Below are 12,505 nucleotides of genomic sequence, written 5' to 3'. Positions count from 1 at the left end.
AAATCTGTGCAAATTTATTGCTTTTATTTAAAGTTCCTTGGTAATCTTGTCCAATAGGATTTTGGCAGCGTAGAAGGGCGAAATTTGGTGCTCCTCGATAGCTGTCAATAATGTGGCCTGTTCCTTTTTAAAAGTTTCTTTTTGATGGAAAAATTGTTTGATATACTCATCTACAGTTTGAAGGAACCAGTTTTTGTTCTGTTGCTTTCTGTTTTTTTCAAAAAAGCCATTGTCTTTAGTGTGCTTCACAAAGTGTTGCACCATTGCCCAGATTTCATCAATACCTGTGTTCTCCATAGCGGAACACTTTAGCACCTTTGGAGTCCAGCCGTTAGCTTTAGGTGGATAAAGGTGCAAGGCCCTCGAAAATTCGGTAACGGCAAGCTTGGCGTGTTCCAGATTACTTCCATCCGCTTTGTTGATGGCTATGGCATCGGCCATTTCCATAATCCCCCTTTTTATGCCTTGGAGTTCATCGCCAGCTCCTGATAGTTTTAGCAAAAGGAAAAAATCCACCATACTGTGTACGGCAATCTCACTTTGTCCAACGCCTACGGTTTCCACCAAAATGATGTTATAACCGGCCGCTTCGCAAAGTATTATACTTTCGCGGGTTTTCTGTGCCACACCGCCAAGAGAAGTGCCAGAAGGAGAGGGGCGTATAAAGGCATTTGGGTCTTTGGCCAAGGTTTCCATTCGGGTTTTGTCGCCCAAAATGCTTCCTTTGCTCAACGAACTGGTAGGGTCCACGGCCAAAACAGCTACTTTGTTGTCTTGCGCCGTCAATGTTTTTCCTAAGGTTTCAATGAACGAGCTTTTACCTACCCCTGGCACACCTGTAATCCCCAAACGGATACTCTTATTGGATTTCGCCAAGCATTTTTCTATCACGGCATTGGCCTTTTCAAAATGAGCTGGTTTGGTGCTTTCCAACAAGGTAATGGCCTTGGCAAGCATAGCTTTGTTTCCATCAAAAATACCTTGGGCCAAATCATCTGCAGAAAGTTCTTGTTTTCTGAGTGCTTTGATTTTAGAAATGATGTTCGAATCTATTTTATTATCGTCTGCCAAGAGTGCTTTTCATCAGTTTATACGAATTTATAAAGATTTTACGGGTTTAATGGAACTTCCAAGGGAATAGAGTCTACTTTTTGATTTTTCCATTTCACAAAAATTTAATACCTGTTTAAGCGGACTTCCGCCTACAAATTGGTACCTTTTCATTAAATAACCAGCTACCAAGCGGGTACTGGTTTTTACGAACCTATAAACATTTAAAAGATGAAGACTATTTTTGAGGCCAAAGCCACTAATACAGGAGGAAGAGCTGGACATGTGAAGAGCGAAGATGACGTTTTGGATTTTGCGATTAGTATGCCTAGTTCAAAAGGAAAAGTGGATCCAAAGTCAACCAATCCAGAAGAACTTTTTGCTGCTGCGTACTCTAGTTGCTACGGAGCAGGTCTACAAGCCGTTGCCAAAGAGCACGGAATAGAAGATTTAGGAGATTTTAGTGTAACGGCCACTGTAGCGCTCAATACAGAGGAAGAAGGTTTTTTCTTGGAAGCTACTCTGGATGCTTACTTGCCTACGGTCGATAAAGAAATGGGAGAGACTTTGATGAAGGATGCCCACGAAATATGCCCTTACAGTAAGGCCACGAGAGATAATATTACCGTGCATTTGAATTTGTTGTTAGACGAATAAATCACGTAACTTTTTAATAGTGAGCCCCGTTGATTGCCTTCAACGGGGTTTTTTTGTTAAAAATCATTAAAAAACAACCAAATTTGCAACGTTGCATTTTTTGCATCGTCATTAATACAGAACAACTAAAAAACCAGACATAGAACCGAGTGTGCTCCATATTGAGCTAGTGGAAAGGTGCAAGGCGAACGACCGTCAGGCACAAATGAAACTGTACCGTCAGTATTGTGATGGTATGTTTTGTGTGGCGATGCGATTCCTTAAAAATTCCAATGATGCGGAGGATGTATTGCAAGAATCATTTATAAAAGCATTCCAGCGTATTGAGCAGTTTAAGGGGGAGGTAACGTTCGGAGCTTGGTTAAAGAGAATTGTGGTGAATGGAAGTATCGATTTTTTAAAGTCAAAGCACCAAAGAACGGTCGAGCTGAATGAAAATTACCTACAGGTTGCGGAAGAAGATGATTGGTCGGTGGAAGAAGGAATTTCGATTGATCAGGTGAAGGGAGCCATCGAGGAGCTGCCTCAAAAATATAGATACGTTGTGCAATTGTTTTTGGTAGAGGGGTACGACCATGCGGAGATAGCTGAAATTTTGGGCGTCACGGAAACCGCATCGCGGACCCGACTCTTGAGAGGAAAGGCACAATTAAAAGAAAAACTAAAAGATTTGGCTTATGGCACGTGATCTTAGAAAATTGTTTGAAAAGGAAAGGGAGCAGAAACGCTTCAAGCTGGAGGAAGGGCATGAAAACCGCTTTTTTACCAAGCTGGAAGCCAAGTTGCCCAATGACCCTCCCAAGAAAAAGGTTTTCTCCCTTTGGATGCAGATTGCTGCATCTGTTGTGGTGGCTGTGGGATTGTCTTTTTATTATTTCAACAGCAATGAAGGTGCAGTAGACCCCGATGAGAAAGTAACGGTTGTGGATAGGGATAATCCCAATAGTGATGTTCGGGGTATTTCGTTGGGTGATTTATCCCCAGACCTAAAAAAAATAGAGACTTATTACACCACAAATATCAACTTGCAATTGTCTGAATTAGCCGATGACCCAGGAAACAAGGAGCTTATAGATAGCTATATGGATAGGTTGTCCGAGCTGAACCAAGAATACCACAAGCTTAACCAAGAGTTGAATGAACTGGGCCCCAATGATCAAACCATAAATGCATTGATCAATAATCTACAGCTTAGGTTGCAGTTGCTGCAAAAATTAAAAACAAAGTTGAATCAATTAAAATCATCAAAAAATGAACAGGAATCATCAAATATTGTTTAGTGGATTGCTTCTTGCCTTGGTTGGATTTACCAGCCAAGCGCAGGAGAAGTCCAAAACCTACAAGGAAACCTATAATGTCAATAAGGACACGGAACTAAGCATCAATACCAGTTATGCCGATATTGAATTTGAGACTTGGAACAAGGATCAAGTGGAAATTACAGCCGTGATTGAGTTGGAAGGTGTTGATCAGGACGAAGTCGATTCTTATTTTGAGCAGGATTTGGTCAAAATTATGGGCAATAGTAAGGAAATTGAAGTAAGTACAGAAGGAGCGGGCCCTTATGCTTTCGACTTTAGAACTGTTAATATCGATATTCCAGAAATGCCATCGGTTGCCGAAATTATTGCCGATGTAGAGATTCCGGAAATCCCGGAGATTTTAATCCCCGAAATATCATTTATGCCAAACATGCCTCCAATGCCTCCCATTGAGTTTGATTACGATGCCTATAAAAAGGATGGAGATAAGTACATGAAGGAATGGAAGAAGGAATTCGATAAAACGTTCGATGAAGAATATAAGGAACGTTTTGAGGAATGGGGCAAACGGATGGAAGAAATGGCCAAGGAGCGAGAGGCTCGGAGAGAAGAGATGATGGAAGAAAGAGAGCAACTTAGGGAAGAGCGCGAAAAAATGCGAGAAGAAATGCGCGAAAGGCTCAAAGTACAACGAGAAGAACTTCGTGAACAGCGGGAAGAATTAAGGAGCGAACAGGCAGAACTTAGAAAACAGGCCAGAGAAGAAGCAAGGACAATTCATGGAAGTCCCAATGTGTTTTACTTTTCTTCAGATGGAAAACATAAAGAGTATAAAGTCAAAAAACGAATCATCATCAAAATGCCGAAGTACATTAAATTAAACCTGAATGTACGTCACGGCGAGGTAAAACTAGCCGAAAACACTAAAAACATCAATGCAAGCTTGTCCTACGCAAGCTTGCTTGCCTCTACCATTGATGGGGCCAATACCGATATCCGCGTATCGTATTCCCCTGTAGTGGTGCAAAACTGGAACTACGGTAGCCTTAGTACGGATTACTCTGATAAGGTCAATTTAAAAGAGGTTAAAGAATTGAAATTACATTCGGTATCATCAAACGTGGTGATTGGTAGAGTTGCCAGCAAGGCCACGGTTACCAATAATTTTGGAACATTGAGTATTGATGAGGTTTCCAATGGTTTCAATACCATCGACATTTCCATGGAAAACGGAGAACTCGATTGTAAACTGCCCGAAACATCTTATGTTATTTCGGTAAATGAGACTACTTCAGGTTTTCAATACCCAAAGGCATTGAAGTTGAAATCAACCAAAACGTATGGTGGAAATTTACATACTGGTTATAACATCAGCAAAAATGATGGAAAAACCATCAAGATAAACTCCAAATACAGTGAGGTGGTTCTTAAGAACTAGTCTTGTTATCAACAGTCCCAAGGAACCACCTTTATATCATTCGGCCAAAATTTCTTCAACGGCCAGAACCTACTCTCCAACTTCTAGTGAACATCTTCTTTTAGGTAGGACTGAAAATTCTTTTTAAAACGATTTAACCTGGGAATCGAAACATTTTGGATGTAACTGTTGTTAGGATGTCGTTTTTCGTAATCCTGATGGTACTCTTCCGCCATATAAAACTTTTCAAATGGCTTTACCTCAGTAACTATTGGGCGATTCCCATAAACGTTTTTAGCTTTCAGTTGATCTATGTAGTTCTGGATTATCTTCTTTTCCTCGTTATTTTTATAAAAAGCAATGGAACGGTATTGTGCACCCCGGTCAGGTCCCTGTCTGTTGAGTGAGGTAGGGTCGTGTGAACCAAAAAATACCTGAACGAGTTGGGTAAAAGAAATCACGTTAGGGTCATAATATACCTCTACCGCTTCTGCATGATGGGTTCTACCATAGGACACTTGCTCGTAAGTTGGGTTTTTTTCGGGTCCCCCGGAATAACCGGAATAAACTTCCTTAACACCTTTAACACTTTCAAAAATAGCTTCAACACACCAAAAGCAGCCACTGGCAAAATAGGCGGTCTCGTATTCTTGGAGCTGTTCGGAGGTTAGTTTGGTCTCCAATTTGGTCTCTGATTGCTCTTTTTGAGCAACTTCTGGTTTATTGGATTTGTTTTTTGGTTGGCAACTTATGGATGCCAATAAGAGTAGAATTAAAAATGGAGTTCTCACGGTGTTCATTTTAGTTTCTTGTTTAGTTGGAATAAGATACCAACAATTACTTGGATGAGCGTTAAAAATTGTTAACTAGCCATTTTTAGATAAAATGTTGCTTCTGGTAAATAAATTGACATTTATCAATTCGTGTGGTTTTTTCTTACACAAATCTACAAAACTTAATCCTTTTCCTACAAATAAATAATTGAAATTCAATCAGTTACAAAGCTTTGAAATGTTCAATGATCGATGAAATGCACCTACTTTCGATATGTTGTTTTTAGACTCAAAAGCGTTCGTCGACGATAAAAAACACTTCACCCGAAAAAAATTCATACACCTAAAAAAAGAGGTTGTTGAGCGATGGAAATCTATTTGACCTTGCCCGCGAAAGTAATTTTACATCATAAAACAATCGCAAACATGAAGACAATTTTCACCATCATCGCAATAACTTTTTTCGGAACTATGGCTTCTGCTCAAAATATTTCAAAGGAAGCTAAAGTGGATGTCCTAACTGAAGGTGTGGAGTTGAATATAGAAATCAACCAAAACATTAGAAAGGACAGAAAGATGGTAAGATTGTACAAGTTTAAAAACTCTCGTATTAAAAAGGAGCTTTCTTTTAAAACCAAAAAGAACAGAGCAAAATTAGCTTAATTATGATGTTGGATATTTTAATACCTTTTGTGTTGTTCCTTAGTATTGCCTTTGTTTTGGCGAGTATTGCTTTTTCCTTTCGAGAAAGAAAAGTATAGAAGTTTAAGTTTGTATTGGAATAAATTTGGTTGGGTCGGTTAAAGCCGCCCCTTTCCTTTTATATGAGTCTATGAGTCCACAGAATTAAATTCTTCGATGACCTCTTCAAACTCAATACAGTAATGGGTACCCTTCTTTGAATAATCTCTACTAATTTCCCCTCTAAGTTGGCGAGCTAGGTTGTAAATAAGCTTCAATCCCAAAGAATTGGAAGTTTTTGGATTAATTTCCTCGGAATATCCAATTCCGTTATCGCCTAGATACATTTTGTAGCGGTTTCGGTTTCCATCCATTTTTTCAACAGAGATATGGATTTCTCCATCGTGCCCCTCTGTGATGCCGTATTTTAAAGCATTGGTAATTGTTTCGTTGATAATCAACCCCAGTGGGATTATGGTATCTATACTAAGCTTATAATCCTCTATGTCCAAATTTACCTTGACTTTACGGTTACTTCCTTTTACCGACCGAACTAGATAGTCGCACAGTTCTCTTACATAAGGTTCGAGCTCAATCTTGGAGAGATAATCGTCGCGCTTATAGAGCATTTCGTGCACCATAGCCATGGAGACAACCCTATTTTGACTGCTCTTAATTATATTGCTGATTTTTTCATCACCGATGGCTCTTGACTGAAGGCTTAAAAGGCTGGAAACGGTTTGTAGATTATTCTTTACCCTATGGTGTACTTCTTTCAATAAAGTTTCCTTTTCCTCGATTCGTTCCTGAATTTCGTTTCTTGATTTGTAGAGTTTGTGATGTGCCCTCAACAAATTTCGACCAAAAACCCCCCCCAATAGATAAATGGCAAAACCGGTACTTAAAAAAGCGAACCAATTTTGGGATGCTTCGGGCACTGTATTGTGGGATATTTTAAACTCACTGCCTTCATAAAGGAACAGGATAGCGATGACAGAGAGATTAATGATCAAATAAATTTGTCCGTAAACCATGGTGGTCACATACCCAGCAAAGACAATAATGGCTAGTATAAAAATGAATGGACTTTTTATGCCCCCACTGAATAGCGTGATCAAGATAGCACCTATCATGGACAGAATAGAGGTCATGTTATAAGTGAGCACTACATTCTTGTGTGCTTTATAAGTGAGGGTGTTCAATAAATTTAACAATGCAAACCCAAAAAATGTATAAGGAACTACTCCTTGTATATCCAACAAGAACATACATACGAGACCAAAAAGTAACGCAAGTAACGAAGAATTGTAATTGACTTTTATTATCAAATCCACCTTGTCTTGTAAACGATATTTATCCTTAACAGGAACTTTCATATACTGCGCTGATTCTCTACTACCTTGTCACAGATAAGATTGATGATTTTGTAACAAGGCAAATTGTATGGGGTGTTTTAAGCTGTAAATCTAACTATGTTTTTGATATAAAAAAAGTGGCAGCTATAATAACTGCCACTTTGTAACTTGTGTTGAAGTTGGTTTTAGTCATTAACTAAAACCCACTCACCCTTGTCTATCAGGGGTTCTGCCTGTTTGTATTTTACTGTTTTACTTTCTCCGGACATCACATTTTTAATGGTGACTCTTTCGTTTCTACCAATTTTCGGTTTTTCACGAACAATGGTTTCAGTGACATGAGGTCGTTGACCTTGTGTTTGTCCTGCTGCTCTATTTTGAGCGGCCAATTCGTCGCTGTTTGGAATTTCTTCTTTTGTGGTTTGAAGCTTTTCCTTTGGCTTGCGTACGTTTCTGGCTTCTTGGATTTGAGCGGTGTTCTCGGAAGGCAATTCTCCTTTGAAAAGGAAGGAGATTACTTCTTTGTTCACCTTGTCCATCATTTCTTTGAAAAGTTCAAAAGCTTCGAACTTATAAATTAACAGCGGATCTTTTTGTTCATGAACGGCCAATTGCACGGACTGTTTCAATTCGTCCATTTTGCGCAAATGAGTTTTCCAAGCATCATCGATAATGGCCAGGGTTATGTTCTTTTCAAAATCCGTGATCAATTGTTTCCCATCCGTATTGTAGGCCTTTTCCAAATTGGTTACCACATTCAATGACTTGATACCATCTGTAAAAGGAACAACGATTCGCTCAAACTTGTTGGCTTGATCCTCATATACTTTTTTGATGACCTGAAAGGCAACAGTGGCGCTACGTTCCATTTTTTGCTTATAAAAATCGTAAGCCCCATTATAAATGGTGTTAGCAATTTCCTGAAAGCTAAGCTTCTTAAATTCCTCTTCGCTTATTGGTGAGGTAATGGAGAAGTATTTGATGAGCTCGAACTCAAAGTTTTTATAATCATCCGCCATTTTGTTGGTTTCGGCAATGGCTTCGCAAGTGTCGTAGATCATATTGGCGATGTCCACTTTAAGGCGTTCACCCTCCAATGCGTGTCTTCTTCTTTTGTAGATTACCTCACGCTGGGCATTCATTACATCATCATACTCCAATAAACGCTTACGGATACCAAAGTTGTTTTCCTCAACCTTTTTCTGGGCACGTTCTATGGATTTGGTCATCATGGAGTGTTGGATTACTTCACCATCTTCCAAGCCCATACGGTCCATCATTTTGGCTACGCGGTCCGAACCGAACAAACGCATCAGGTTATCTTCCAAAGAAACATAAAACTGAGAGCTACCAGGATCTCCCTGACGTCCGGAACGACCTCTCAGCTGCCTGTCCACACGTCTGGAATCGTGGCGCTCCGTACCAATAATGGCCAAACCACCAGCTTCCTTAACTTCTGGGGACAATTTAATATCGGTACCCCTACCTGCCATGTTGGTTGCAATGGTTACCACACCACCTTTACCGGCTTCAGCTACAATATCGGCCTCTTTTTTATGGAGTTTCGCGTTCAATACGTTGTGAGGAACCTTGCGAACGCTCAATAATTTGGATAACAATTCCGAAATTTCAACGGATGTGGTACCAATCAATACAGGTCTTCCCGCTTGTGAAAGTTTGGTGACCTCATCTATAATGGCATTATACTTTTCACGTTTTGTCTTATAGATCAAATCGTGTCTGTCGTCACGGGCAATAGGTCTGTTGGTTGGAATTTCCATCACATCCAACTCATAAATCTCCCAAAATTCCCCTGCTTCGGTAACCGCTGTACCTGTCATACCGGACAGTTTTCTGTACATTCTAAAGTAATTCTGGAGCGTAACTGTCGCAAAAGTCTGGGTCATTGCCTCGATTTTTACATTCTCCTTGGCCTCAATGGCTTGGTGAAGTCCGTCCGAGTACCTACGTCCGTCCATAATACGTCCGGTCTGCTCATCCACAATCATTACTTTATTGTTCATGACCACATACTCCACATCTTTTTCAAAAAGGGTGTAAGCCTTCAATAATTGGGTCATGGTGTGGATTCGCTCGCTTTTTATGGCAAAATCCTTAAAGAGTTCTTCTTTGAGTTCCGCTTCTTTTTCAATTTCCAGATCTTGGTTCTCGATTTTGGCAATTTCACTACCAATATCGGGCATTACAAAAAACTCTTTGTCTTGGTCAGTTGAGATATGTTCTACACCTCTATCTGTAAGTTCAATCTGGTTGTTCTTTTCATCAATTACAAACAAAAGGTCCTCATCCACTTTGGGCATTTCCCTGTTGTTGTCCTGCATGTAGAAGTTTTCAGTCTTTTGAAGCAATTGCTTAACCCCCTCTTCACTTAAAAACTTGATAAGTGCTTTATTTTTTGGCAGTCCACGGTGAACACGAAGCAATAGGAAACCACCTTCTTTGGTATTTCCTTCTTTGATCAATTTTTTGGCCTCTGCCAATACACCGGTTAAATGTTGACGTTGTCTTTGAACAATGTCGGAAACCTGTGGTTTGAGTTCGTTGAACTCGTGGCGGTCACCTTCTGGTACGGGACCTGATATGATCAATGGCGTACGAGCATCATCGATAAGTACGGAATCCACCTCATCCACAATGGCATAGTGGTGTGGTCTCTGCACTAAATCATCAGGCGTGTGTGCCATGTTGTCGCGTAGGTAATCAAACCCGAATTCGTTGTTGGTTCCGTAGGTGATATCTGCATTGTATGCTGCTCTTCTTCCGTCGGAATTGGGTGTGTGCTTATCTATACAGTCCACAGAGAGTCCATGGAATTCAAATAAGGGGGCCATCCAGGCACTATCCCTTTTGGCTAGGTAATCGTTAACGGTTACCAAGTGGGCTCCTTTCCCTAACAATGCATTTAGGTAAAGTGGGAGAGTGGCCACCAAAGTTTTACCTTCACCGGTTTGCATCTCTGCAATTTTTCCTTGGTGAAGTGCAATACCTCCAATAAGCTGCACATCGTAATGCACCATATCCCAGGTTACTTCTTTGCCCGCCGCGTCCCATGAATTTTGCCAAACCGCCTTATCACCTTCCAAGGATACATAATCCCTATCGCCAGAAAGAACCCGGTCGAATTCGGAGGCCGTTACAGTTAAGGTTTCGTTGGCTGCAAATCGTTTAGCGGTTTCCTTGACCACGGCGAAGGCTTCGGGAAGGATATCTTCTAATGTTTTTTCTGAAATTTTATAGGCCTCTTCGTTGAGCTTGTCGATTTCGGAGTAGATTTCTTCGTTACGATCAATGTCGCTGGAATTTTCTACTTCTTCTTTTAGTTCGGCAATCTTGTCATTGATTTCTTTGCACTCTTCAGCTATTCTTGCTTTAAAGGCAGTGGTTTTTTGTCTCAGTTCATCATGCGATAATCCTTCTAATTGCTGCTCAAAGGATCTTATCTCATTCACCAAAGGTTGCAACGATTTTACATCCTTTTCCGATTTATCTCCTACAAATACCTTAAGTACGGAATTAATAAAACTCATGAAATATTTTTTGTATTGAATGTCAAAAGCCGTTCCATTGATGGGATTACCATGGAATTCTTTAGCTAGGCTGTCAAAATTACATAAAAAAAAGCCTCAAATGAGACTTTTTAATGTGGTTTGTTTTTTTTGAATCTAATATTCATCCTCATTCCAGAGGTAGTCCTCTTCGGTGGGATAATCCGGCCAAATTTCTTCGATAGACTCGTATATCTCGCCTCCTTCTTCTTCCATCGATTGTAAATTCTCTACAACTTCCAACGGCGCTCCTGTTCGAATCGCATAATCTATCAGTTCGTCTTTGGTTGCTGGCCAAGGCGCATCACTTAAATATGAAGCTAGTTCTAACGTCCAGTACATAGTAACGGTTTGATTTTAAATTTTTTGCAAAAATAATTTTTAAACCCAATCTACCAAGTAAAAACACCATTATTTAAAAATTATTTTATTGTTCTCAAAACAATTGGGATAAAAAAACGATTTTATCAGTCCAATTTCTCAGGAACCCACTTGATTTCTTGTGCTTTCAAATCTTTGGACAATTTACGTGCCAACACAAACAAATAGTCCGAAAGGCGATTAATATATGAGAGCACGTTGTCCGGTACAGGCTCATTTTCATGTAAATAGGAAATCATACGTTCGCCACGGCGACAAACCGTTCTGGCAATATGACAGTATGACACGGTGGTATGCCCTCCTGGAAGAATAAAATGTGTCATTTCTGGAAGATTTTCGTTCATCCTATCCATCTCCTGCTCCAAAAATTCAATGTCCTTCGAACTAATCCGCGGAATTTTGAGCCTGTTATCCTTTTTGGGCTCTGTTGCCAATATGGAGCCTACCGTAAAAAGCTTTTCTTGAATCAAAGCCAGTGTTTTTTTGGAATGCTCGTCCATTTTTTGGTCCCGCAAAAGTCCTAAGTAAGAATTGAGTTCATCAATAGTCCCGTAACTTTCAATACGAATGTGGTGTTTGGGTACGCGGGTGCCGGTAAACAAGGCTGTAGTGCCCTTATCTCCCGTTTTGGTGTATATCTTCATTATTTCTCAGTAGTCAGTGGTCTGTTCATTGCTTATTGCTCATTGCCCAGTGTCCTTGCCATGCTGTCTTTTTCCCTCCATAAACTTTCGGGATTTCCTGCGTTTTGTCGCTTTTTTGTTTCTGAACAGAATAATCAAATAAATGAGCCCCAAAACGGCCAATACATACCAAATGGTGTTATCTGATGCTATATTTTCCATAAGCTAAAATTACCGTTTTAAATCCGAATCGTGAAATGTTCCTTGACCTGTTCCCTTCTGATGGAAATAAGTCCGCAATGGTACATATCAATACTTACTGTAACTTCCGGTAGAGTAATCAATTGGTTCCATTGTTCCAAATTTTTATGATCGGCATAAATGGAATCGACCAAAACAAGACTGTCGTTATGCAATTTTCCTTTGGAAAGTAATTTTTGAAAAGAGGGAGCACTTAGCTCGTTTACAAAAAAAAGGTCAACCATATGTTTGTCAAACTGAATCTTCGGAAAATCTTGTTCGATTAATTCTTTGATCGTAGGTTGGTTATCTATTGAGATGCTGTTAGAATTGAAATAAGCAATGGTCTTGAGCAGCGTGTCGATGCTTTTTTTCTTATGAAGCCTTTTTCCAGAATACAGACATTGCGTCACATACTTGAACACAAACGGGGAGTGCACTCCATGCTCATTGGTGGATTTGGCTAAAAACTTTAGGTATGAAATAAATTGGAACCACAT

General features: G+C 39.9%; 13 protein-coding genes. 5 read left to right on the top strand and 8 right to left on the bottom strand.

Annotation, left to right across the window (positions count from 1 at the left end; all coding sequences use genetic code 11):
* Window positions 1–27 precede the first annotated feature (27 nt).
* Window positions 28–1,071 (bottom strand): methylmalonyl Co-A mutase-associated GTPase MeaB, encoded by a 1,044-nt coding sequence (gene meaB / locus ACQQ5U_RS08855; protein WP_437396838.1) that lies wholly within the window; start codon window positions 1,069–1,071, stop codon window positions 28–30.
* Window positions 1,072–1,281: 210 nt separating this feature from the next.
* On the opposite strand from meaB, the gene ACQQ5U_RS08850 reads away from it, so the two are divergent.
* The 4 genes from ACQQ5U_RS08850 (at window position 1,282) to ACQQ5U_RS08835 (ending at window position 4,407) form a co-directional block, all read left to right on the top strand.
* A complete protein-coding gene (locus tag ACQQ5U_RS08850; protein WP_437396837.1) occupies window positions 1,282–1,707 on the top strand; it encodes an Ohr family peroxiredoxin in 426 nt (141 codons plus the stop codon).
* Window positions 1,708–1,858: 151 nt separating this feature from the next.
* Window positions 1,859–2,395 carry an RNA polymerase sigma factor gene (locus ACQQ5U_RS08845; protein ID WP_437396835.1) on the top strand — a complete coding sequence of 179 codons (537 nt, stop codon included), beginning with the start codon at window positions 1,859–1,861 and terminating at the stop codon, window positions 2,393–2,395.
* Complete coding sequence (locus ACQQ5U_RS08840; protein ID WP_437396833.1) at window positions 2,385–2,987, top strand: hypothetical protein; 603 nt, start codon at window positions 2,385–2,387, stop codon at window positions 2,985–2,987. The genes ACQQ5U_RS08845 and ACQQ5U_RS08840 overlap by 11 nt, the downstream gene beginning before the upstream one ends.
* On the top strand, window positions 2,959–4,407 hold the full coding sequence (locus ACQQ5U_RS08835) for a hypothetical protein (RefSeq protein WP_437396831.1): 1,449 nt from the start codon (window positions 2,959–2,961) through the stop codon (window positions 4,405–4,407). The genes ACQQ5U_RS08840 and ACQQ5U_RS08835 overlap by 29 nt, the downstream gene beginning before the upstream one ends.
* Window positions 4,408–4,490: 83 nt before the next feature.
* Here ACQQ5U_RS08835 and msrA read toward each other — a convergent pair whose 3' ends face one another.
* Window positions 4,491–5,186, bottom strand: coding sequence for a peptide-methionine (S)-S-oxide reductase MsrA (gene msrA / locus ACQQ5U_RS08830; RefSeq protein ID WP_437396829.1), 696 nt, complete (start codon window positions 5,184–5,186; stop codon window positions 4,491–4,493).
* Between the two features lie 399 nt (window positions 5,187–5,585).
* Between msrA and ACQQ5U_RS08825 the strand changes: the two genes are divergently transcribed.
* Complete coding sequence (locus ACQQ5U_RS08825; RefSeq protein ID WP_437396828.1) at window positions 5,586–5,822, top strand: hypothetical protein; 237 nt, start codon at window positions 5,586–5,588, stop codon at window positions 5,820–5,822.
* 167 nt (window positions 5,823–5,989) lie between these two features.
* On the opposite strand, the gene ACQQ5U_RS08820 is transcribed toward ACQQ5U_RS08825, so the two are convergent.
* The 6 genes from ACQQ5U_RS08820 to ACQQ5U_RS08795 all read right to left on the bottom strand — a co-directional run bounded on the left by ACQQ5U_RS08820 (window position 5,990) and on the right by ACQQ5U_RS08795 (window position 12,505).
* The gene (locus tag ACQQ5U_RS08820) at window positions 5,990–7,216 is read right to left on the bottom strand and encodes a sensor histidine kinase (protein WP_437396826.1); all 1,227 of its coding nucleotides are present in this window, start codon (window positions 7,214–7,216) and stop codon (window positions 5,990–5,992) included.
* 164 nt (window positions 7,217–7,380) lie between these two features.
* Entirely contained in the window at window positions 7,381–10,743 is a 3,363-nt protein-coding gene (gene secA / locus ACQQ5U_RS08815; protein WP_437396824.1) for a preprotein translocase subunit SecA, read from the bottom strand.
* 135 nt (window positions 10,744–10,878) lie between these two features.
* On the bottom strand, window positions 10,879–11,103 hold the full coding sequence (locus ACQQ5U_RS08810) for a DUF2795 domain-containing protein (RefSeq protein WP_013551418.1): 225 nt from the start codon (window positions 11,101–11,103) through the stop codon (window positions 10,879–10,881).
* A gap of 125 nt (window positions 11,104–11,228) precedes the next feature.
* Window positions 11,229–11,786 (bottom strand): cob(I)yrinic acid a,c-diamide adenosyltransferase, encoded by a 558-nt coding sequence (locus ACQQ5U_RS08805; protein WP_437396820.1) that lies wholly within the window; start codon window positions 11,784–11,786, stop codon window positions 11,229–11,231.
* A gap of 39 nt (window positions 11,787–11,825) precedes the next feature.
* The gene (locus ACQQ5U_RS08800; RefSeq protein WP_437396819.1) at window positions 11,826–11,987 is read right to left on the bottom strand and encodes a hypothetical protein; all 162 of its coding nucleotides are present in this window, start codon (window positions 11,985–11,987) and stop codon (window positions 11,826–11,828) included.
* Window positions 11,988–12,004: 17 nt separating this feature from the next.
* Entirely contained in the window at window positions 12,005–12,505 is a 501-nt protein-coding gene (locus ACQQ5U_RS08795) for a hypothetical protein (RefSeq protein WP_437396817.1), read from the bottom strand.

Origin of the sequence: Flagellimonas lutimaris, assembly GCF_051494225.1 — a bacterium.
GTDB lineage: Bacteria > Bacteroidota > Bacteroidia > Flavobacteriales > Flavobacteriaceae > Flagellimonas > Flagellimonas lutimaris_A.
The sequence above is the reverse complement of the archived record's forward strand: the minus strand, read 5'-3'. Positions and strand labels throughout refer to the sequence as shown.

Bases quoted from the DNA above. Each gene is read 5' to 3' on its own strand.
- ACQQ5U_RS08805 (WP_437396820.1), bottom strand. From the start codon at position 11,786: ATGAAGATATACACCAAAACGGGAGATAAGGGCACTACAGCCTTGTTT.
- ACQQ5U_RS08835 (WP_437396831.1), top strand. From the start codon at position 2,959: ATGAACAGGAATCATCAAATATTGTTTAGTGGATTGCTTCTTGCCTTG.
- ACQQ5U_RS08800 (WP_437396819.1), bottom strand. From the start codon at position 11,987: ATGGAAAATATAGCATCAGATAACACCATTTGGTATGTATTGGCCGTT.
- ACQQ5U_RS08825 (WP_437396828.1), top strand. From the start codon at position 5,586: ATGAAGACAATTTTCACCATCATCGCAATAACTTTTTTCGGAACTATG.
- secA (WP_437396824.1), bottom strand. From the start codon at position 10,743: ATGAGTTTTATTAATTCCGTACTTAAGGTATTTGTAGGAGATAAATCG.
- ACQQ5U_RS08820 (WP_437396826.1), bottom strand. From the start codon at position 7,216: ATGAAAGTTCCTGTTAAGGATAAATATCGTTTACAAGACAAGGTGGAT.
- ACQQ5U_RS08795 (WP_437396817.1), bottom strand. From the start codon at position 12,505: ATGTGGTTCCAATTTATTTCATACCTAAAGTTTTTAGCCAAATCCACC.
- ACQQ5U_RS08850 (WP_437396837.1), top strand. From the start codon at position 1,282: ATGAAGACTATTTTTGAGGCCAAAGCCACTAATACAGGAGGAAGAGCT.
- msrA (WP_437396829.1), bottom strand. From the start codon at position 5,186: ATGAACACCGTGAGAACTCCATTTTTAATTCTACTCTTATTGGCATCC.
- ACQQ5U_RS08810 (WP_013551418.1), bottom strand. From the start codon at position 11,103: ATGTACTGGACGTTAGAACTAGCTTCATATTTAAGTGATGCGCCTTGG.
- ACQQ5U_RS08840 (WP_437396833.1), top strand. From the start codon at position 2,385: ATGGCACGTGATCTTAGAAAATTGTTTGAAAAGGAAAGGGAGCAGAAA.